Origin of the sequence: Moritella sp. JT01, from assembly GCF_001574435.1 — a bacterium.
Classification (GTDB): domain Bacteria; phylum Pseudomonadota; class Gammaproteobacteria; order Enterobacterales; family Moritellaceae; genus Moritella.
Window position 1 is genome coordinate 1 of the sequence record NZ_LOCN01000022.1, and the last position, 21564, is coordinate 21564.

19 protein-coding genes are annotated in these 21564 nt (G+C 40.2%); 11 read left to right on the top strand and 8 right to left on the bottom strand.

Features of this window, described 5'->3' with window-relative positions:
• Window positions 1-199, top strand: a 199-nt coding sequence (locus AKG98_RS22735) for a hypothetical protein (protein WP_228140338.1), incomplete at its 5' end; no start/stop codon positions are given.
• A gap of 217 nt (window positions 200-416) precedes the next feature.
• Here the strand turns inward: AKG98_RS22735 and AKG98_RS16310 are convergent.
• From AKG98_RS16310 to prlC, 4 genes are all read right to left on the bottom strand, one after another.
• Window positions 417-1127, bottom strand: a complete 711-nt coding sequence (locus AKG98_RS16310; protein WP_067048273.1) for a transcriptional regulator — start codon at window positions 1125-1127, stop codon at window positions 417-419.
• Between the two features lie 144 nt (window positions 1128-1271).
• Complete coding sequence (locus tag AKG98_RS16315; protein WP_067048274.1) at window positions 1272-2036, bottom strand: class I SAM-dependent methyltransferase; 765 nt, start codon at window positions 2034-2036, stop codon at window positions 1272-1274.
• Window positions 2037-2148: 112 nt separating this feature from the next.
• Window positions 2149-5133, bottom strand: coding sequence for a bifunctional diguanylate cyclase/phosphodiesterase (locus AKG98_RS16320; RefSeq protein ID WP_067048275.1), 2985 nt, complete (start codon window positions 5131-5133; stop codon window positions 2149-2151).
• Window positions 5134-5347: 214 nt separating this feature from the next.
• Window positions 5348-7387, bottom strand: coding sequence for an oligopeptidase A (prlC, locus tag AKG98_RS16325; RefSeq protein WP_067048276.1), 2040 nt, complete (start codon window positions 7385-7387; stop codon window positions 5348-5350).
• Between the two features lie 259 nt (window positions 7388-7646).
• Between prlC and gorA the strand changes: the two genes are divergently transcribed.
• From gorA to AKG98_RS16370, 9 genes are all read left to right on the top strand, one after another.
• Window positions 7647-9002 carry a glutathione-disulfide reductase gene (gorA, locus tag AKG98_RS16330; protein ID WP_067048278.1) on the top strand — a complete coding sequence of 452 codons (1356 nt, stop codon included), beginning with the start codon at window positions 7647-7649 and terminating at the stop codon, window positions 9000-9002.
• Between the two features lie 240 nt (window positions 9003-9242).
• Window positions 9243-11267 carry a methyl-accepting chemotaxis protein gene (locus AKG98_RS16335; RefSeq protein ID WP_067048281.1) on the top strand — a complete coding sequence of 675 codons (2025 nt, stop codon included), beginning with the start codon at window positions 9243-9245 and terminating at the stop codon, window positions 11265-11267.
• A gap of 175 nt (window positions 11268-11442) precedes the next feature.
• Window positions 11443-12348, top strand: a complete 906-nt coding sequence (locus AKG98_RS16340) for a DMT family transporter (RefSeq protein WP_067048283.1) — start codon at window positions 11443-11445, stop codon at window positions 12346-12348.
• Window positions 12349-12582: 234 nt separating this feature from the next.
• Window positions 12583-14373 (top strand): aminopeptidase P family protein, encoded by a 1791-nt coding sequence (locus AKG98_RS16345; protein ID WP_067048285.1) that lies wholly within the window; start codon window positions 12583-12585, stop codon window positions 14371-14373.
• A gap of 59 nt (window positions 14374-14432) precedes the next feature.
• Entirely contained in the window at window positions 14433-15314 is an 882-nt protein-coding gene (locus AKG98_RS16350) for a Dyp-type peroxidase (RefSeq protein WP_067048287.1), read from the top strand.
• A gap of 26 nt (window positions 15315-15340) precedes the next feature.
• A complete protein-coding gene (locus tag AKG98_RS16355) occupies window positions 15341-15883 on the top strand; it encodes a dihydrofolate reductase family protein (protein WP_067048289.1) in 543 nt (180 codons plus the stop codon).
• Between the two features lie 236 nt (window positions 15884-16119).
• Complete coding sequence (locus AKG98_RS16360) at window positions 16120-16575, top strand: hypothetical protein (RefSeq protein WP_067048291.1); 456 nt, start codon at window positions 16120-16122, stop codon at window positions 16573-16575.
• Window positions 16576-16589: 14 nt separating this feature from the next.
• Window positions 16590-17099: a copper chaperone PCu(A)C gene (locus tag AKG98_RS16365; RefSeq protein ID WP_067048293.1), complete on the top strand. Its 510-nt coding sequence runs from the start codon at window positions 16590-16592 to the stop codon at window positions 17097-17099.
• Between the two features lie 20 nt (window positions 17100-17119).
• Window positions 17120-17770 carry an SCO family protein gene (locus AKG98_RS16370; RefSeq protein WP_067048295.1) on the top strand — a complete coding sequence of 217 codons (651 nt, stop codon included), beginning with the start codon at window positions 17120-17122 and terminating at the stop codon, window positions 17768-17770.
• A gap of 40 nt (window positions 17771-17810) precedes the next feature.
• Here the strand turns inward: AKG98_RS16370 and AKG98_RS16375 are convergent, their stop codons facing one another.
• Window positions 17811-18269: an Lrp/AsnC family transcriptional regulator gene (locus AKG98_RS16375; protein WP_067048297.1), complete on the bottom strand. Its 459-nt coding sequence runs from the start codon at window positions 18267-18269 to the stop codon at window positions 17811-17813.
• 119 nt (window positions 18270-18388) lie between these two features.
• Here AKG98_RS16375 and AKG98_RS16380 point away from each other — a divergent pair, with 119 nt between their 5' ends.
• A complete protein-coding gene (locus AKG98_RS16380; protein ID WP_067048299.1) occupies window positions 18389-19315 on the top strand; it encodes a DMT family transporter in 927 nt (308 codons plus the stop codon).
• A 60-nt stretch (window positions 19316-19375) separates the two neighbouring features.
• On the opposite strand, the gene thiH is transcribed toward AKG98_RS16380, so the two are convergent.
• From thiH to thiS, 3 genes are read right to left on the bottom strand one after another with little or no spacing between them, the layout of a single operon-like run.
• Entirely contained in the window at window positions 19376-20497 is a 1122-nt protein-coding gene (thiH, locus tag AKG98_RS16385; RefSeq protein ID WP_067048301.1) for a 2-iminoacetate synthase ThiH, read from the bottom strand.
• 23 nt (window positions 20498-20520) lie between these two features.
• Entirely contained in the window at window positions 20521-21330 is an 810-nt protein-coding gene (locus AKG98_RS16390) for a thiazole synthase (protein ID WP_067048302.1), read from the bottom strand.
• Window positions 21331-21528 (bottom strand): sulfur carrier protein ThiS, encoded by a 198-nt coding sequence (gene thiS / locus AKG98_RS16395; RefSeq protein WP_067048304.1) that lies wholly within the window; start codon window positions 21526-21528, stop codon window positions 21331-21333.
• Window positions 21529-21564 lie beyond the last annotated feature (36 nt).

Consider the following 21564-nt stretch of genomic DNA (forward strand, 5'->3'; position numbering starts at 1 on the left):
CTCTGCAAGTGCTCACACAGATTGCTTGAATAAATTGTTAAAGAGCATTGACCTTGACGCCTTGCGTCGTAGTCAGGCTGCGTATTCTACGCAAACCAGATTTGAAGTCAAGCACATATTCATGCTTTATTCAGGACGTTTAGAAAGTAACCGAAGTTATTTTAAACACCTTACCGAACGGCTGTTGCCGTGTCAGTGAGGTCGCATTATAGAGATCTAGACTCACTTGGCAAGTTTTATATACCGTAATTAACTAGATAGATTGGACTGTACGATAATCATGCATATGACGTGCATTAAGTGTGGGGTAACTGAGTTAGTTCGAAAGGAAAAGTGATTATTCATACAATAATCACCTTCTTAGTTACTTACACATTCATATATCTAGATATAAGCAGCTTAAATAATTAACTTATTTACAGCTCGGCTTCATCGGACTTGATTTGACGTATATATAAGTACACGGTATGTTTTGAAATATTCAATTTTTCCGCAACCATATTAATTGCATCTTTAATATCAAAAATACCTTGTTGGTGAAGTGAGATTACAATGTGCTTATTTTTAGCATTATTGGCAATATCAGTTCGATTGTTAATATCAGCAATAGTTTCTTCTACAGAACGATCAACCAATTCTTCAACTGTCGTTGCGAAGTTTTCAGAAGACAACTCAGTTTCTCTTGTCTCAGGCGTAGGTAATAACTCCTGAACAAAATCAATAAACGACGCACCAATATTAATGTTGATACAAATTAAGCCAATTGTTCTTTCTGAACGGTTTTTGATTGCGATCGTCATCGAACGCATCATTTGACCATCTTTTGTCTGTGTAAAATAAGCTTTAGAACATTGCTTATTTTGTGCTGATATATCTTGTAGCATTTTTAATGCTAAATCAGTGATCGGAGAACCTTCAACACGACCTGTATTAAAACCATTCTCAATTTTAATCACAGAACGGTCTACGCTTTCTAATGAATGTAAGATCACTTCACATTGCTTACCAAATAAAGTAGCAATACCTTCAATAACACCATCATAAGATCTTAAAATACGGTGATCTTCATCCGTAAATGTATTTGAACTTGTCAATTCATTCTCAATATTATCTAGTTCAAGTAGCACAACTATCCCTCGCCTATAGCTAAGCCCATTTGGGAGGCAACGTTAGCATAGTTAAACATTAAAAACCTTGAACCGGATTCCAGATATTATATTAAAATAAAATATCTAACCGATATTAATAACTACACAAATACATTAAGGTAATTACTTCATCGCTTGTTTAACATAAACATCAAAGCGATTTTTCTTAGTTTCAATTGCCATGCTCGGTTCAACGTTTGCTATATATTCCGCATAATCAGGACGTTTAACAACAACACGCTTCGTCGCTACGCGCATAGCAGGTTCAAACAGACCATCCGCATCTAAATCGGCTCCAACTAAAGATTGAAAAACGCGCATCTCTTTTTTCACCAGTGCCGATTTCTTCTTATGTGGATACATAGGGTCAAGATAAACCACATCAGGAGTAATGCCCAAACCTTCTAATTTCGATAGGCTTGATGCAAAGACCAATTTTAGCCTTGTTCCAATCCAGCCACCGATCTCTGCATCTTCAACGGCTCTTTTTAAACCATCTTCCAGTAATGCCGCAACAATTGGCGAGCGTTCTAACATAGTGACATGACAACCTAATGATGCCAGCACAAATGCATCTCGCCCTAACCCTGCCGTGCCATCAACGACAGATGGTGTTACTCCCGACTTTAAGCCCACGGCTTTTGCAATTGCTTGCCCTTTACCACCACCAAATTTACGACGGTGATTAACAGCTCCACCAGCAAAATCAACATATACAGAACCTAGCTTCGGCTCATCAAGTTTAAATAATTCAAGTCCCTTATCCGAATATACTAATTGGAATTGAGCATCAGCCACAGGCTCAAGAGAAAAATCCCACTGTTTGGCAAGTCCTGCTATATGTTCAGAAAAGAGTGAATCTGTTGTGATTATTTGTATGCTGTTCATGTATACCTGATAAGGTTAGGTGTAATTATTCAAGTTAGATTGCCTATATTAGCAAAAAATACGAATACAACCTAAATTCAGTTGATGATTAGAGGAAGATAGAAAGTGTGAATTAAAAAACACTTTCATTTTTAGAGAGAAATTCTAATAGCTCATGCAGTGGTATCGGACGGCATAATAAGAAACCCTGTGAGTAATCACATTTTTTCTCTTGTAGGTAATTCAATTGCGCTTTTGTTTCAACGCCCTCAGTAACGACTTTCATCCCCAGATTATGGACAATAGTAATAATACCATCGAGTAGTAAATTATCTTGCTGGTTCTCAGGAATATTAATAATGAAACTACGGTCAATTTTAACGATATCAGCAGGCAAGCTGCGTAAATAGTTTAGTGATGAATAACCCGTACCGAAATCATCAATCGCAATTTTAACACCAGCACTTTTTAAAGCATTAATACGTTGCATATACTGACCGTCCATATCCATCAGTAAACTTTCCGTTATCTCCATGGTCACCGAACTATAAGGTAAGTTATGTGAAGAAATTACTTTGAGCCATTCTGATACTTGCATGTCTACAGTCTTAAATTCGAGACTAGAACGGTTCACACTCATTTCAATATAAGGATAACCGGCTTCATGCAAAATTTTCAGGTCACAGCACGCCTGATCTAATACATATTCCCCTAAACCTTGAATGAGACCGCCTTCTTCAGCCAGAGGGATAAACTCCGCTGGTGAGATAAAGCCTCTATCTTGATGATTCCAACGAACTAAAGCTTCTACCTTATCAATTTTACCCGTGACATTATCAACTATAGGTTGATAGTACACATCAAGACTGCCACGTTTTATGGCATCCGCTAACTCAACAACCGTTTGATGCTTAAGTATCGCGGCATCACTTAACTCTTGCGTAAACGTAACGCATTGATTACGACCTTTACGCTTTGCTTCAAATATCGCTTGTTCTGCACTTTGCATTAACGCTTCGACCGATACCCCATCTTCAGGGTACATGGTAATACCGACCGATGCTGTCACATAACGCTGCTGATTTGAGAGTTGATAAGCTTGCGCAAAAACACCTTGTAACTGTTTAGCATATACTTCGGCTTGACGTTTATTCACCACTTCAGGAATGATAAATGCAAATTCATCACCATCAATTCGGGCAAGAAAATCATTTTCTCTACTTCGGTATTTTAATCGCTCTGCAGTCTCTTGCAGTAGGCGATCACCGGCCATAAAATCTTCTGAATTATTGACCGATTTAAAGTCATCAATATCAATATAGAGGATCGCAAATTTTTGCCCATGTTTAGCTGATCTATCGATAACTTGACGAATTTCAGCACTAAAATACTGACGATTAGGCAAACCAGTTAGCGTATCAAAATTAGACTGGCTGATAATCTGTTGATCTGTTTTCTTCTCTTCTGTCACATCAGTAAAAACAGCAAAGAAATATTTAAGTCTACCACCTTCTTTAATACTCGAAAGCGTCACTTGTTGCGCAAATATCTCACCCGCTCGATTACGGCTCCAGATAACACCTTTCCACTCATTATTATTTAACAATGCTTCAGAGATGCCATTATAGAAAGCTTCATCATGAACGCCAGAACGCAATAGATCATGTGTATGCCCTATCGCATCTTCGGCGCTATAGCCTGTGATTACTTCAAAAGCAGGGTTAACATCAATAATCTTTCCATTGGAACCACACAACATAATGCCTTCAGCACTATGTTTATACATACTTTCAATAATGGATAGGCGTTGTCTGTTATCTTGCTCTTCGGTGAGATCTTGAATAGTATTAATAAAATATTGAATGTTATTAACGTCATCCTTAACTGCCGTGACGGTTAACTTTGTCCATAAGATACTACCGTTACGATGGCGATAACGTGTATTAAGCGTAAAATTATTACGTTTGTTGGCATATATTTCTTGATAATATTCTTCAAACTGCTCTATATCTTCATCAAAATATAAATTCAGGCTACTGGTATTCAGTACACCCTTTTCACGTAAACGATGAAAATCTTCCAATTCATAACCAAACATCTTACATGCTTGCTTATTCACCCATTTAATTTCACGCTTCGCATTTAGTTTGATTAACCCTACTGGCGTTGTCGCTAAAACAGTTTCAAGAATACGCTCTTGCGCAGATGCCCTTTTTTTCGTTAACTCCTCAGCGGTGATATCTTTACTAATGCAATCTAGGCGATACACCAGGCCTGACTCATTAACAATAGGATAAATATCACTTTGAATACGTTTTGAATTGCCCTGTAGTGTCCTAATATTGAAAATACTGCGTATAGATGTCGTTGAATTAGACTCTATAGCATTTTGAAAGTCACGAAATACAGAAGCTTTATCTGATTTATGTACTAATGCTAACAAAGCCTCTAGTTTATCAATTTGTTCTACATTATCGGTTTCAATAATACTGGCGGCAGAATCAGAACATACTAATCTATCCTGTTCCAAAAAGTAGCTCCAACTACTTAAGCGACCTTTGGCTATGTTATCTTCTAGCCACAATGTATAAGCACTTAACTCTGCAGGTGGGTCAAAAGTCGTTATAGCGGAAGGCAATGTAACACGTTCTTTAAGCTGAAGTTCTTTTTCTAAAAAGCTAGACACTAAGCGGATTAAATTTAACTCAAGCTTATGTTTAGAAAGTTGGCGAGGAAAAAATACGGATAACACACCAATAGGTTGGCCAGATACATCATTTAAACGGATACCTAAATATGCTTGTGCTTGCCATTTTTGCAGTAATTTTTGGTCAGGGAATCGTAATGCTAAATCTTGCTCATATTCAGCATAACCACGTTGATAAGCAGCAAAACATGGCATCGATTTAAAATCAATCTCAGCATTGGGAACGAATACCCCCTGCTGTAAACAAGACAACATAGAGAGATCGAAAGACTCGGGGCAAACAGTCGCAACATAAAGAGTATCAACACGCAGTAATGTGGCTAAATTAGTGAGAAACAAATCCAGATGGTTTGTCGCACATAATGGTGTCGCATCAATGTTTATGTCACTAAGCGTGAGTGTATCAATCATACATCCTTGTCCAGAAATTCAGTTAGTTTAACTACAGTAGATTGATATCCCTTCAATTATCACCACAGATTATTTACAACTATGGTAATACCATAGCACTAAAAATAAAGTGGTAAATATCACGCCAAGATAATACACAATTTACCACTATTTTAAAATCAAAACTAAACGATAACCGCTACAACTCAGCAGTTATCGCCAGTTATCCATTGTATTAATTAATTCCTGAATGATTTAATAACGCATATGTACTCGGTTTACGCCCACGGAACTGCACAAATAATGACATTGGCGTATCACTACCCCCACGTTCAAGCACACAATTCATAAAGTCACGACCCGTTTCGGCATTAAAAATACCTTCTTCTTCAAAACGTGAAAAGGCGTCAGCGGATAATACCTCAGCCCATTTATAGCTGTAATAACCCGCCGCGTAACCACCAGCAAAAATATGCGAAAAACCATTTTGGAAACGATTAAATTCTGGCGCCGGTAATACAGATACTTTTTCTCTTACCGAGTTTAATACCGATTGAATATTTGAACCTTGCGCAGGGTTATATTCCATGTGCATGCGAAAGTCGAATAAACCAAACTCAATTTGACGTAACATGCCCATCGCAGAATTAAAATTCTTAGCGGCTAATAGCTTATCTAACATAGCTTGTGGTAGAGGCTCATCTGTTTCATGATGACCCGAGATAAACGCAAGCGCCTCTTCTTGCCAACACCAGTTTTCCATAAACTGACTTGGTAGTTCTACCGCGTCCCAAGGTACACCATTAATACCTGATACAGCCGCCGGGATTACTTTTGTTAGCATGTGATGCAAACCATGACCAAACTCATGGAATAAAGTAGTCACTTCGTTATGGGTAAATAGCGCAGGTTTATCACCAATCGGTTTATTAAAGTTACACGTTAAGTAAGCAACTGGCTTTTGCAGTTCACCATCTGCTTTGATACGGTGCGTTAAGCAATCGTTCATCCAAGCCCCGCCGCGTTTATGTTCACGTGCATACAGATCAAGATAGAAACTACCGCGCAACTCGCCCTCGTCATCAAAGATCTCAAAGAAACGCACATCTTTATGCCAAGACTCTACGCCAAGCTCTTCGATAATATTTAGGCCAAATAAACGCTTAACCACTTCGAACATGCCTTTGACAACGCGATCTTCAGGGAAGTATGGACGTAGCTCTTCATCAGAAATGGTGTATTTAGCTTGTTTTAATTTTTCAGCATAAAATGTTAGATCCCAGGCTTCTAGCGCTTGTGCCATAAAGTTATCTTTGGCGAATGCTTGAATTTCTGCTAATTCAACTTCTGCTTGTGAAACTGATTTATCGGCAAGGTCAGTTAAAAATTCTATCACTTGGGCTGGTGTTTCTGCCATTTTGGTGGCGAGTGACTTTTCTGCAAAATGTGCAAAACCAAGTAATTCAGCAAGTTCATGACGCAGTGCAATAATTTCATTCATTATCGCCGAGTTATCCCACTTTCCTGCATTTGGACCTACATCTGATGCTCGAGTACAGAATGCTTCGTACACTTCACGACGTAACTCTCTATTCTCAGAATACATCATCACGGGTAAATAACTTGGGAAGTCTAAAGTAAATAGATAACCTGTTAATGATTTACTTTCTGCTGCTGCTTTGGCTGCTGCTTTCGCTGATTCAGGCAAGCCAATAAGTAATGCTTCGTCAGTAATCTCTTTCTGCCAACCTAAAGTAGCATCCATAACATTGTTACTAAATGTTGATGTCAGTTGTGATAAACGTTTAGTGATCTCACCATAACGCTGTTTATCATCATCTTGTAAATCAATACCTGACAATCTAAAATCACGTAAGGCATTGGTGATCACTTTTTGCTGTGCTGTCGATAATGTTGCAAACTCACTACCGTCATGTAAACGCTGATACGCTAAAAACAAAGCTTGATTCTGACCAACCTTGGTCTGGTACTCTGACAGTAAAGGTAAACAAGCATCATGGGCTTCACGTAATTCATCACAGCTCACCACTGCATTTAAGTGGCCAATAGGCGACCAAACACGTCCTAACCGATCATCACTTTCTTCTAAAGGCGCAACCAAATTAGCCCAAGTGACAGTATCTTCATTCGCTAATACGTTAGCAATAACCGCTTCACAATCAGCAATTGCTTGCGTTACAGCAGGCACTATGTGCTCGGGTTTAATACTCGCGAACGGGGGTAAACCTGTCATAGTCAAAAGTGGGTTAGTCATAGAGTAATCCTATTTATAATGATATTAATTAGTTAATGCGGCTATAAAATGATAATTTCAAGTATAGTGAGTAAATATCGAGAAACGCTCAACGCGTAAAATTTAGCATCGATAGGTAAAAGTAATGACCGTGAATGGCTTTACCTACTAATAATATCTCTCAATTCAGTTTAAACTGTGTAATTAACTTTATAACAAAACAAGGTGATGAACTTAGTCATATAATAAGTTCATCTTCTCAATTAAGGACTATAAGAATATGTCACAACATTTTGATTATATTGCCATTGGTGGTGGTAGCGGCGGTATTGCATCTGCAAACAGAGCTGCAATGCACGGTAAAAAAGTGGCCATCATCGAAGCAAATGCGCTAGGTGGTACTTGTGTTAATGTTGGTTGCGTACCGAAAAAAGTGATGTGGCATGGCGCACAAATCGCCGAAGCTATGCACCTTTATGCAAAAGACTATGGCTTTGATGTTGAAAATAAGGGCCTTGATTGGGGTAAGTTAGTTGCGGCACGTGAAGCGTATATAGGCCGTATTCACACCTCTTATGACAATGTACTGGGTAATAATAAGGTTACCGTGATAAAAGGTTTTGCAACCTTCGTAGACAAAAACACAGTAAGCGTAAACGGTGAAACGTACACCGCCGATCATATCCTGATTGCAACGGGTGGCGCACCAACAATTCCGAATGTACCTGGCGCTGAGCACGGTATTGATTCAAATGGTTTCTTTGAGTTAACAGTACAACCAAAACGCGTTGCAGTTATCGGTGCCGGTTATATTGCGGTTGAACTAGCAGGTGTATTACACGGTCTTGGTAGCGAAACACATTTATTTGTCCGTAAAGAATCTCCACTGCGTAGCTTTGATCCAATTTTGATTGATACGCTGGTTGATGTAATGAATACCACAGGTCCAAAATTACATACCAATTCAGTACCAAAAGAAGTAGTGAAAGAAGCAGATGGCTCTATCACCTTACATCTTGAGAATGGCGAATCACAAAATGTTGATACCCTCATTTGGGCTATCGGTCGTCATCCTTCAACAGACAAGATCAACCTTGCAGCAACGGGCGTTGAAACCAATGACCGTGGCTACATCAAAGTAGATGAATACCAAAACACCAATGTTGATGGTATCTACTGTGTGGGTGATATTATGGAAGGTGGTGTTGAGCTAACACCTGTCGCAGTTAAAGCGGGTCGTCAATTATCTGAACGCCTATTCAACGGTAAAACAACGGCGAAAATGGATTACAACCTGATCCCTACTGTTGTATTTAGCCACCCTCCGATTGGTACTATCGGTCTAACAGAAGCAGAAGCTATTGCACAATACGGCGAAGAAAACGTAAAAGTATACCAATCTGGCTTTACTGCTATGTATACCGCAATCACTTCAAACCGTCAGCCTTGTAAAATGAAATTGGTTTGTGCGGGTGAAGAAGAAACCGTTGTAGGTCTACACGGCATTGGCTTTGCTGCTGACGAAATGATCCAAGGTTTTGGTGTCGCGATGAAGATGGGCGCAACCAAAGCGGATTTCGATAGCGTTGTTGCTATCCATCCAACTGGCTCAGAAGAGTTCGTTACCATGCGCTAGATCTAGCGCATATTCTGGTGTGTATATAGTTGATATGCGCACCAACTTTTCCACTTTCATTTCAATAATATTCCCATCTCGCTATAGAGATCACGAAACGACGCCTTCCTTGTTAAATACGCACACAAAATACTTAACATTCAGTTAACAAGCCGATATATTATTCATACGTTAGCATTAGCCACTTAACCATACTTCGCAGGCTCACCACTTTCTCACCATATTGATAAGGATATTTTTATGGGCACATTATTGCAGCCAGTCACCTACCTGATTAGCCGATTATCATTTCAGAAAAAGTTTGGTTTAGTGATCTTACTTCTTGCCACACCGATTGTATTTTTCTCATTTAAAATCATCTCGCAAACACAAAAAGATATCGCATCTGCGGAATCTGAGCTGCAAGGCTATCAATTATTAAAAGCCCTACCAGAAGTCGCCAATAAGTTAATTGATTTTCGCCATCTGTTAAGCTTGGAAGTCGCAGAACTCGAACCTGGAGATGACAAAATACAACAAGCACAAGTGCTCGCAGAAAATACCTTCAATCAATATTACCGCTCTTATACGGCGGCAACAGGATTACAATTATCGGCGTTTGATAAGATCACGACCGATTGGCAACAACTCAAAGCAGACAGTGACTTCCTATTACCAGAAGAGATTTTCTACGCTATCGATTTAATGTTAGAAAACTTGCGTATCGGTACCCGTGAGATCAACAGCGAAAGTAAATTATTATTTGATTCACACCTCAGTAGCTATTACCTGATTAATTTAACCCAAAGTCAGTTGCCAAGACTTATCGACTTCTCTTATCAAGTGAGTGACAAAGCAGCTGAGACGGCAGCGTTTGCCGCGTTTACAGCCACCAGCTTCAATGATTTAAGCCGCCGAATTGATCAACTTAATATTATTTTTTCAGCAACCGATAATGATGTGCAAGCATTAGTGGCAATTAACCCCGATTATCACAACATCTTAGCCACGCCATTTGAACAGATCAAAACCACCATGGCGACACTCGAAGATCTTCTCGACCGCCAGTTAATAAATACCGTATCAGCCGAGATCAAAATTGACCCAAATACGCTTTATCGTTTAGGTGAAGAGTTACGAGTAAAAACCAATGATTTGTATCAAGTCGCCTTTAATACGCTCGGTACTGAAATAACAGTCCGACTCAGTGAACAAAATAGCGAGCTAAATATTTTTTACGCGATATTGATCACCTTATTTGTGGTTTGCATGGTGATCTTATTAAGTATTTATATTTCTCTAACCGAAACCATACGTAGTATCAGTCAAGTAGCGCAGAATGTATCAAATGGCGACCTTTCGCAAAACGTGAAGATTGTCAGCAATGACGAACTGGCTATTATTGCCCAACACTTCAATAGCACCATTGATGGCATGCGCACGTTAGTCAAGCAACTCAATAGCAGTGCCGTTGATGTGCATAGTTCAGTCCAGGACATTAAAGATAAAACCAATTCAGCAGAAACCACCATCACCGCACAACAAACGGAAACTCACCAAATAGCGGCGGCAATAAAACTAATGGCGGCCACATCAACGGAGATGGCCATTAATGCCAATGATGCCACCAGTGCAACGCATGATGCTGAGCGTGCAGTATTAGAAGGTAAACAAGTTGTAGATCAAACAATCATCGCCATTAATGCCATTGCTTCAGAGGTACAAACATCGAGTGATACGATTCAGAAATTGGAAAATCATTGCGCCGATATTGGCGGTGTAGTGGAAGTGATCAAGAGTATTGCCGAACAAACCAACTTACTGGCATTAAATGCCGCGATTGAAGCGGCCCGAGCCGGAGAGCAAGGCCGAGGTTTTGCCGTGGTAGCAGATGAGGTGAGAACGCTAGCAAGCCGTACACAACAATCAACCAATGAGATCCAAGTGATGATTGAGCGCGTACAAGCTGGCGCTAAAGAATCAGTAAAAGTGATGGCAATAGGTCGAGAGCAAGCCAACATGGGGGTGATGCAAGCCAAAGAAGCCTCAAATACCTTTGAAGCTATTACTTTGTCAGTCGATAAGATCGTTTCACTCAATAACCAAATAGCCAGTGCGATTGAAGAACAAAGTCTCGCAGCAGAGGAAATTGAACGTAATGTCAGTAATGTATCAGCGGGAGCTGACTCGGCACGCGCGGTTGCCACAGGAGCCACCCAGTCAGCACACAACCTATTAACGGTTGCCGATAAACTCACTGAAGTTGCCGAAGAATACGCATTTTAGACTCGGTGTTTTAGCGTTTTCACATTAAAAAAGTAGTGGCTTGAGCGTGTTTTATTGCTTTAAGCCACAATTTAACTATTTGAATATAAGTTATCCCGCATGAAACACTAGATCTGAATAAACTTGCCGATTACACTGCCAATACGCCTTAACCTACCCCCCGAAATTGGTGCAAATGAAAAATCAAAAAAAAGCCATGCTGTTCGGCTTAATAACAGTGTTACTCTGGTCCACAGTGGCCTCCGCATTTAAAATTACCCTTAGCCATTTTGCGCCAATTCAAATGGTTTTGATTGCCTCATTAACCAGTATCGTTTTACTACTGGGAATTACTTATCAACAAAAAAAATTACACCTAATCAAGCAATACTTTGTCAAACAACCGCTATTCTATTTAACACTAGGGGTGATTAATCCGTTTCTCTATTATTTAGTGTTATTTAAAGCCTATGACTTACTGCCCGCATCACAAGCCCAGGCATTAAATTACACGTGGGCAATCACCCTCACATTATTATCAGTGCCTTTTTTAGGCCAAAAGATCCGAAAAAAAGACTGGGTTGCGATCTTATTCAGCTATACCGGTGCATTAATAATTGCCACTAAGGGTGACCTGTTAGGGCTAAATTTCGAAAGCCCACTTGGGGTGGCATTGGCATTATTAAGCACCTTGATTTGGGCAAGTTATTGGATCATAAATGCGAAGAATAACAATGATCCAATTGTCAGTTTATTACTCGGTTTTTTATTAAGTTTACCCTTTACCTTAGTCGCAACCGCATTACTTTCCGACTTTAATTTTAATTCTGTAGAAGGAATTTTAGGGGCAATTTATATCGGTTTATTTGAAATGGGAATTTCATTTGTACTGTGGTTAATGGCCATTAAATTAGCCACCAATACCGCACAGGTAAGTAACCTTATCTTTATTTCGCCGTTTATATCGCTGTTTTTGTTAAGTGCCATTGTTGGGGAAGAAATTCATCCCTCAACCTTCGTCGGCTTAGTAACAATTATCATCGGACTCGTCCTCCAACAAATTAACTGGCGTAAAAAACGTCGTGCCGTAACAGCGAAATAATTGTGACGCTTGGTGGCTGATAAATAAAATCAACCACCAGCTGAGTTAAATTAAACCGTAATAATGACTTAATCACGGTTTAATTACTGAAAGTATCACAATCCCCATTACCTCCTCTTGCATATCTAAAGCCTAACAGGTTAATGTTTCAATATTCTCTCTTTCTATAACCAGAACATGACCCTATAAAACGCAGAGTAGTGCGTCAGGTAACATGACGAACCGGACAGCAAGATGCCTCAAACAATAGAACAGAAATTAGCAGCAATACGTACCCATATGAATGCAGCAAACTTAGACGCATTTATTGTTCCGCGCGCAGATGAGTACCTTGGCGAATACGTACCAGCACATAATGAACGCCTATTATGGTGCAGTGACTTTACCGGCTCAGCAGGCACGGTAATAATCTTAAAAGATCGCGCCGCCATTTTTACCGATGGTCGTTATACGATTCAAGTTAAGCAGCAAGTTAATGGCGATTGCTTTGAGTTTTATCATCTTATCGAAACACCACATGTTACTTGGTTAAGTGAACAATTACCCGCCAATGCAAATATCGGTTATGACGCCAAAGTACATAATTTAAATTGGCATAACGCCAGTAAAAAAATCTTAGCAGATAAACAAATAAACTTAGTGGCAGTCGATGAAAACCCTGTTGATTTGAGCTGGTCAGATAGACCCATACCAACAGAAAATTTAGGCCTGTTACTCGATGAGCAATACACAGGCCAATCAAGTTTAGAAAAACGCCAACAGATTGGTGCCGATATTGAGAAGCAAGGTGCTGATGCCGTTATTATCAGCGCGTTAGATTCTATTGCTTGGTTATTGAATATCCGTGGTAAAGACATTCATTGCTTCTGTGTGATCTTAGGCAGTGCGGTATTACGTAAAGATGGTTCAATGACATTCTTCACCAATCCATCGAAGATCCCCGCGGGTTTTCACGAACACGTTGGCGCTGGTGTTAAGATTGTTGATGAATCACAGGCAACTGCAACTTACCAAGCGCTCGGAGAACAGCAATTACATGTATTAGCAGATCCTGAAGCATCAAATGCATTCAGCCAGCTAACCGCACAGCAAGCTGGTGCGACTCTCATTGCAGGCAATGATCCAGTGGCATTACCAAAAGCCTGTAAAAACGCAGTTGAACTTGCAGGTATGCGTACCTCACATATTCGTGACGGCGCTTCAGAAGTACGCTTTCTTCATTGGCTAGAAACAGAAGTTGCCGCAGGGCGTTTGCATGATGAAGGTTACCTTTCTGACAAGCTGACAAGTTTCCGCGCATCGAATGAGAACTTCGTTGAATTAAGTTTTGATACTATTTCAGCAGCAGGTGGTAATGCCGCTATGTGTCACTACAATCATAATAATGGCGTGCCAGCACAACTCCCAATGGACAGTATTTACCTGTTCGATTCAGGCGCTCAATACCTTGATGGTACAACCGATATTACCCGTACTGTTGCCATTGGTACACCGAGTGCTGAGCATAAGAAAATGTTCACCTTGGTATTAAAAGGCCATATCGCACTGGCGAAAATGAAATTCCCAGCAGGCACTAACGGTGGACAACTGGATTCACTCGCGCGTCAATTCTTATGGCAACAAGGTTATGATTATGACCACGGTACTGGGCATGGTGTAGGTTGTTTCTTGAATGTACACGAAGGTCCACACCGTATTGGTAAAAATTCTAACGGCGTAGCATTAGAACCGGGTATGGTGGTATCCAATGAGCCGGGTTACTACAAACAAGATGAATACGGTATCCGTTGTGAAAACCTAATTTATGTTGTTGCTAAAGATAATGGCCATGATGGCAAGACATTCTACGAATTTGAAACATTAACACTGGTTCCTTTTGATTTGCATCTGATAGATCAACAACTACTCTCACAAGACGAAGTAAACTGGATCAATACTTATCACGCTCAAGTACGTGACGCATTATCACCATTGTTAACCGGTGCTGATTTACAGTGGCTATCTCAAGCTACACACGCTATTTAATTAATTATTATGTAACCAATCTAATCGATTAGATTGGTTATGCATTAAAAGGAGTTGGCATGACCCAACCACAGAACGCTATTTTTAACGAACACAGCCAAAGCTACCATCATTTAGAATACAAATTTAAAGACGATGTTTACTTAGCCAATATTCAAAGTGCACTGCGAACAGCACTATGCAAACAAACGAATGACATTAACATCGTGATTGCCTTTGGTCGTAGTGCCACGAATACGCTATTACCTGATTTACAACTCACTGCATTTGACGATTTTACCGAGATAGCGAGTCCACACGGAAAAAAAGCTATTGCCAGCCAAGGTGATGTGATGTTTTGGATCCACAGCGACAACGCCAGCCATACCTTAGAGCAAGCATTTCATATCCAATCGGCGCTAAGTAAAATTGCCGATACCCAACTGGATATTTCCGGTTTCCAATACCATAAGAATCGCGATTTAATTGGTTTCGTTGATGGTACCGCAAATCCAAAAAAAGATGCGCGCCAATTAGCCTCGCTGATCCCAGAGGGGCAATCAGGTGCAGGCGGTAGCTTTGTATTGTCACAAAAGTGGGTACATGACTTAAGTAGCTTCAATGCAATGCCAGTACCAGAACAAGAAGCGGTTGTCGGTCGTACTAAAGAAGACGATATCGAGTTATCCGGCGATGCTATGCCAGCTAATTCACACGTCAGCCGCACCGATGTATCGGGCATGAAGATATATCGTCGTAGCTCGCCTTATGGTAACGCATCCGAACACGGACTATACTTTTTAGCATTCGCATGTGAACAATTACGCTTTACGACTCAGCTACAACGTATGTATGGAATACCTGACGGAGTCACAGACAGATTAATTGATTATTCAGATGCTGTAACAGGATCATATTGGTTTGCCCCTTCTCAAACAGAACTAGACACATTAATGAATTAATTTGCATTCAACCGGGAGCGATGATTATGTCGAACGTTATTTTGTATATAGCTACTAGCCTTGATGGTTACATAGCCAAAATGGACCATGACATCTCATGGCTCTCACATGTAGAAGTAAAAGGTGAAGATTACGGCTACCAACAATTTTTCGATGGTGTCAGTGCCGTGATCATGGGGAACAGTTCTTTTCAGGTGATTAAAGACTTTGCCGATTGGCCTTATGCCGATAAGCAATGCTTTGTCGCCTCTCACTCACCCGATATTACCCCGAATGATAGCGTCACCTTTATTACCGACCCGGCAGCAACGATCAAACAATTAAAAGCCAGTTCTAAAGGTAATATTTGGTTACTTGGTGGCGCTAACTTAGCAGATTCTTTATTACGGCTAGATTTAGTTGATGAATTAATTTTATCTACCATTCCTATTTTACTCGGTAATGGCATACGTTTATTTAATGCACCTCTGCCAGAACTGGGAGTGACGCTATTATCCTCGAAATCCTATCCGTCAGGACTGGTACAAACACATTATAAGATAATAAAAAACAACAAAAATGAAGGATAGATACGAGTCCGCATTAATACAGGCTATGCCGCTAATATATATTAGCGGCATAGCCTTACCTCTAAGCAGTCATCGACCCACCTTTTAAATATCCTCAAAACAAGTGTTAACTTGCGTTTTACTCTATTCACGGTTTATCTGTATTAAAAATTAAAGTAATATTATGTTATTCATCGTTTTATTATAAAGCGAATGCCCTTTTTCGAATCTAATACTAAGTATAAGAGTCTTTCTCCATGTCTAAATGGTTAACAGCTGGTGTGAGTATTATCTCTATCGCCGCAGTCGGTTATTTCAACGTGTTCTATCAGCCACAACAGGATCTCAACCGCATTCAATTCCCACTACAACAAGACTGTCGTGTAAATCAGCAAGAATGTCAGGTGCAGTTAACGCCAGATCAAACTATCTCGCTGTCGATCACGCCATTCAATGCAAAACCAATGACGCCTTTATCCGTTAATTTAAATGGCACAAAAATTGATAATGCCAGTATAAGCATAAACGGTGTGAATATGACCATGCCCGGATTTCCGACGTCGCTAAAGGCCATAAAGAAAGATAAATACCAAGCAGAAACAGCACTCGCGATCTGTATATTGGGTGAAATGCTGTGGCAAGCAGACTTAACCGTCACGGTTGCTGGTCAGCCTTATTTAATCCCTTTTCAATTTACCACCACGACTCATTAATTCAGGATGAACAAATGCAAAAATCAATAATCACCACACTTATCGCGACTGCGATTCTTTCTGCAGCACCGACGTTTGCTGCGGAAAAAACTAACATGATGATCATGGATGCGTGGGTGCGTGCAGCGCCACCATCAGCAAAAGTACAAGCCGCTTTTTTCACGGTGATGAATCACAGTAATAAACCGATCGTGATCACAGATGTTGAAGCGCAAGGTTTTGGCCGTAGCGAACTGCATTTATCAGGTAAAAAAGATGGCATGATGACAATGCAAAAACAGCAGCAAGTAACTATTCCTGCAAATACTGTTTTTCAGTTTAAACCGGGTAGCTATCATGTGATGTTATTAGAACCAAGTAAGATCGCTGCACCGGGTGAATTGGTCAATGTATCGTTTACTTTATTAAACGGTGAAAAGATTAACGTAAAAATGCCTGTGAAACGTGATAACAGTAAGACAAAAATGGATCACAGTAAGATGGACCATAACAAAATGGACCACACGAACATGAAACATAATTAGTTTCGACAAGGGATCAACGAATGAAAAAATCTAAGGCTATAATCGCTGCGGGTATTATCGGCCTTAGTGCGTTCGGCGCTATAGTTGCCAATAATATGCAGCAATCAAGTTTGCCGACATTCACGACGGCTTACGCACAACCTAAGCAAATCACCTTGCCAGATTTCGTACTCGGCGATAATCAAGAATACACTAAGGCCTTATTTAAAGGTAAATGGTCATTGGTTTTCTTTGGTTATGCCAGCTGCCCAGACATTTGCCCTACAGAGCTGTACAACCTCAACCATGTAGCTAGTATCATGACTGACGCTGGTAAAGTCATGCCACAAGTGGTGTTTATCTCGGTCGACCCACAGCGAGATAGTAATGAAATGCTGACAACCTACGCGCATTTTTATAACGATGACTTTATGGGGATAACAGGCGCGACGAGTGAGATTGATAAATTAGTCGCTGGTTTTGGGGTTATTTATCAAAAAACGTTTTTAGCGAATAATGGTCAATATGTCTCAGTGCCTTATAGTAGTCCAATACCAGAAGATCAGCGTGAGAGTTATTTAATTAATCACTCTTCTCGACTGTATTTAGTTAATCCAGAAGGACAATATGTAGCGGCATTTGCACCGCCCCATAGCGCAAAAAAAATAGCTGCAGACCTGCTTAAATTATAATAATGTGGATCGCGCGATTAAGGGCTCTTTATTATAAATATTAATAAATCGGTAATTGCGTCGTATTTTTCAACCCTTCCATCGCAAAGGAAGAGGTGACATCTGTTAATCCATCGACGCAATTCACTAATCGTTTATAAAATACATCAAATGCAGCCATATCTTTCACCAACACCTTCATCATGTAATCGTATTCGCCAGCCATACGGTAAAACTCGGTCACTTCTGCAAAGCCATCGACACTCACGACAAACTTTTTAAACCAACTATCACTGTGATTTTGGGTTTTGATATTAACAAAGGCAGTGAGTGCGAGGCCGAGTTTTTGCTCATTTAATAATGCCACTCGACGTAAGATATAACCGCTATCCTCTAACCGTTTTAACCGCTTCCAGCAAGGCGATACCGTTAAACTCACCTTATCCGCGAGCTCAGCCACTGACAAAGATGCATCGCGCTGCAGTATGTCTAAAATCAATTTATCCTTCGAATCTAACATAATGGAGTAAATCCTTTCCTTTAAAGCCAATATTAGCAGCATATATGAAATCATATTTCCGCTTAAAAGCAATATAATTATCGTATTAAATATTCCTGCACTGATATAGAGATAGCCTTATGAATACAAAACTCGTCGCCACATTATTATTTGCATCTGTATGTTTGATCTGGGGTACAACCTGGATGGCTATGGAAATTGCAGTTCATTCAATTCCACCGATCACTGCAACTGGATTACGTTTTGCATTGGCTGCACCGCTATTAATTTTAGCTGCTCGCAAGCTCAATATTCCGCTGATGTTCCCAAAAGGTAAAAATCTTGAATTTGCGTTAATCAGCGTGTTTTATTTTGCAGCACCATTTACCTTAATGATTTTTGGTGAGCAATATATTTCGTCAGGCTTAGCATCCATTATTTTTGCCACTATGCCGGTTGTAGTATTAGCGTTCGCCGTATTAGTACATCGCCAAAAAGTACACATTCACCAAGTAGCAGGTCTCGCCATTGCTCTGTTTAGCTTAATTACAATTATTAGTAATGAGATGGGTGTGAGTGCAAATGGCAGCCTAATCGGTGTTGGTGCATTAGTGCTAGCCGTATTAATGCACGCGACGATTTATACCAGTGTCCAAACGCGTTGTCAGGGTATTCACGTACTGACTTACAATGCACTACCGTGTCTGGTTGCTGCAGTACTATTATTGACTGTTGGTGCATTCACAGAACAACCTGACTTTAGCACATTCACATCAACATCTTGGTTATCGGTTATTTATCTTGGTGTTATTGCAGGTATTGGCGGCATCATGGCTTACTTCCAATTAAATAAAGTGGCTAGTCCGTTTCAAGCATCAATCTGTTTTCTGGTGTTCCCCGTTATCGCGCTTGGCCTAGACAGTGCAATCAATGGCAGAACAATTAGCCACGAATCATTAATCATGATGGTAATACTAACTGCAGGTGTTTTATTGTGTAAATTACCGATTGAATTAATCAGTAAACGTTTCACAAAAATCACCTCTAAAGTAGAGAAATCGTCATAATTCATGACCGATTTTATAATATAGGCTGCGTTCGCGTTATGCGATAGCAGCCTACTTGCATTATTTCAGTGCCGTTAACGACCTATCCCAATCTTTCCAAACCACTTCTAAGCCCATGGTTTTGACTAGTTCGGCCATTTCACTTGGTGAACGGTCATCATCAATTTCAAACTGCTCTAACGCTTTCTCTGTATCGTCAGAATAACCTCCGGGTTGGGTTTTCGAACCCGCACTGATAGTTGTTATGCCCAAGGGAATAACATTGTCACGAAAATGCTCGGACTCTCGAGTCGATAACGATAATTCCACATCCGGATTAAACAATCGATAAGCACAAATCAACTGTACTAATTGGCGATCATTCATAATCGACTTCGGCTGAAATGCACCTTCACATGGTCTTAAACGTGGGAACGAAATTGAATACTTGGTTTGCCAATAACGTTTTTGCAAATAATCTAAATGCGCAGCAACATGGAAACAGTCGGTACGCCATTCATCCAAGCCAATTAATGCACCTAGCCCCATTTTATGAATACCAGCTTTGCCTAACCTGTCTGGGGTTTCAATTCGATACTTAAAATCAGACTTCTTACCTTTGATATGGTGCTCGGCATACGTCCGGGGATGATAGGTTTCTTGATACACTAATACTGAATCTAACCCCAATTCTTTTAGTTCTTCATAATCGGCTTGTTCTAGCGGCTGCACTTCCAGAGATAAATGCGAGAACTGCGATTTCAATTCATTAAATACCTGACGAAAATACGGCATACCCACTTTACGTTCCGACTCACCTGCCACTAATAACAAATGATCAAAACCCATTTTTTTAATCGCTCGCGCTTCACTGTTTAACTGCTTCATATCCAGCGTGGTACGACGAATTTTGTTATGCATCGAAAAACCACAATAGGTACAAATATTAGAGCACATATTAGAAAGGTATAACGGTACATAGAATTGGATGGTATTACCAAAACGTTGTCGTGTTAACTGTACACTACGCTGTGCCATCTGCTCTAAATAAGGTTCTGCCGCAGGTGAAATTAAGGCTTGAAAGTCATCCAGATCGAGTCGAGACTTCGATAATGCCCGTTCAACATCCGCCGCCGTTTTGGCATAAATGGATAAGCGAATATCATCCCAATCTAATTTTTGTAATTGCTCGTAAAAGCTCATATTTAATCCTTAAGTTGGCGTTATTACAGATCTAAAAATGCCGTTAATGGACTAGAAGCAACTGCAGTCTGTGCTTGGGTACCTAACCCAGCTAAATAAGCTTGGCGACCGGCTTGCACAGCTAACGCAAATGCTTGACTCATTGCCACTGGATCTTTAGCCACCGCAATCGCAGTATTAACCAGTACCGCATCCGCGCCCATTTCCATGGCTAACGCCGCATGTGATGGCGCGCCAATACCGGCATCAACAATCACAGGGACTGTCGACTGCTCAATAATAATCTCTAAGAACTCTGCAGTACGAATACCTTTGTTTGAACCAATCGGCGCACCTAACGGCATAACTGCAGCAGTACCCACAGCTTCCAGACGTTTACACAATACCGGGTCGGCATGAATGTATGGCAACACATGGAAACCATCACGCGCTAACAGTTCTGTGGCCTTTAAGGTTTCAATTGGATCAGGTAATAAATATTTTGGGTCAGGATGAATTTCTAATTTAATCCAATTGGTTTGCAATGCTTCACGTGCTAATTGCGCAGCATATACCGCTTCTTTGGCATTACGCGCACCAGACGTATTTGGTAATAAGTTCATGCCTGCTGCAATCAAAGGCTTAAGAATATCATCATCTTGATTAGCTAAATCAATGCGTTTTAATGCCATAGTCACTAACTGGGATTGAGATGCAATCAAGGCAGCAGCCATTATTTTTTGATCGCTAAATTTCCCTGTTCCGGTAAACAATCGTGATGAAAAGGTTTTATCGGCAATAACCAGTTCATCGTTTGGTAATATGAATGCTGGGTTTAAAGTTGTTACTGACATTTAGCCTCCTGCAATAGCTTGAAATAAAGTCACTCGATCATTTTCTGACAATTGAAAATCATCCCATTTTTGACGTGTAATAATGGCTTGGTTCACCGCTACTGCAATGCCTTTTCCCGGCTGTTCTAATACCGTCAATAATGACGTAATAGTCGTCACCGCTAGGTTCTTTATTTCATCGTTAATGATTAATTTCATCTTCTCTTCCTGTCCCTCACATCCAAATATTCAGCA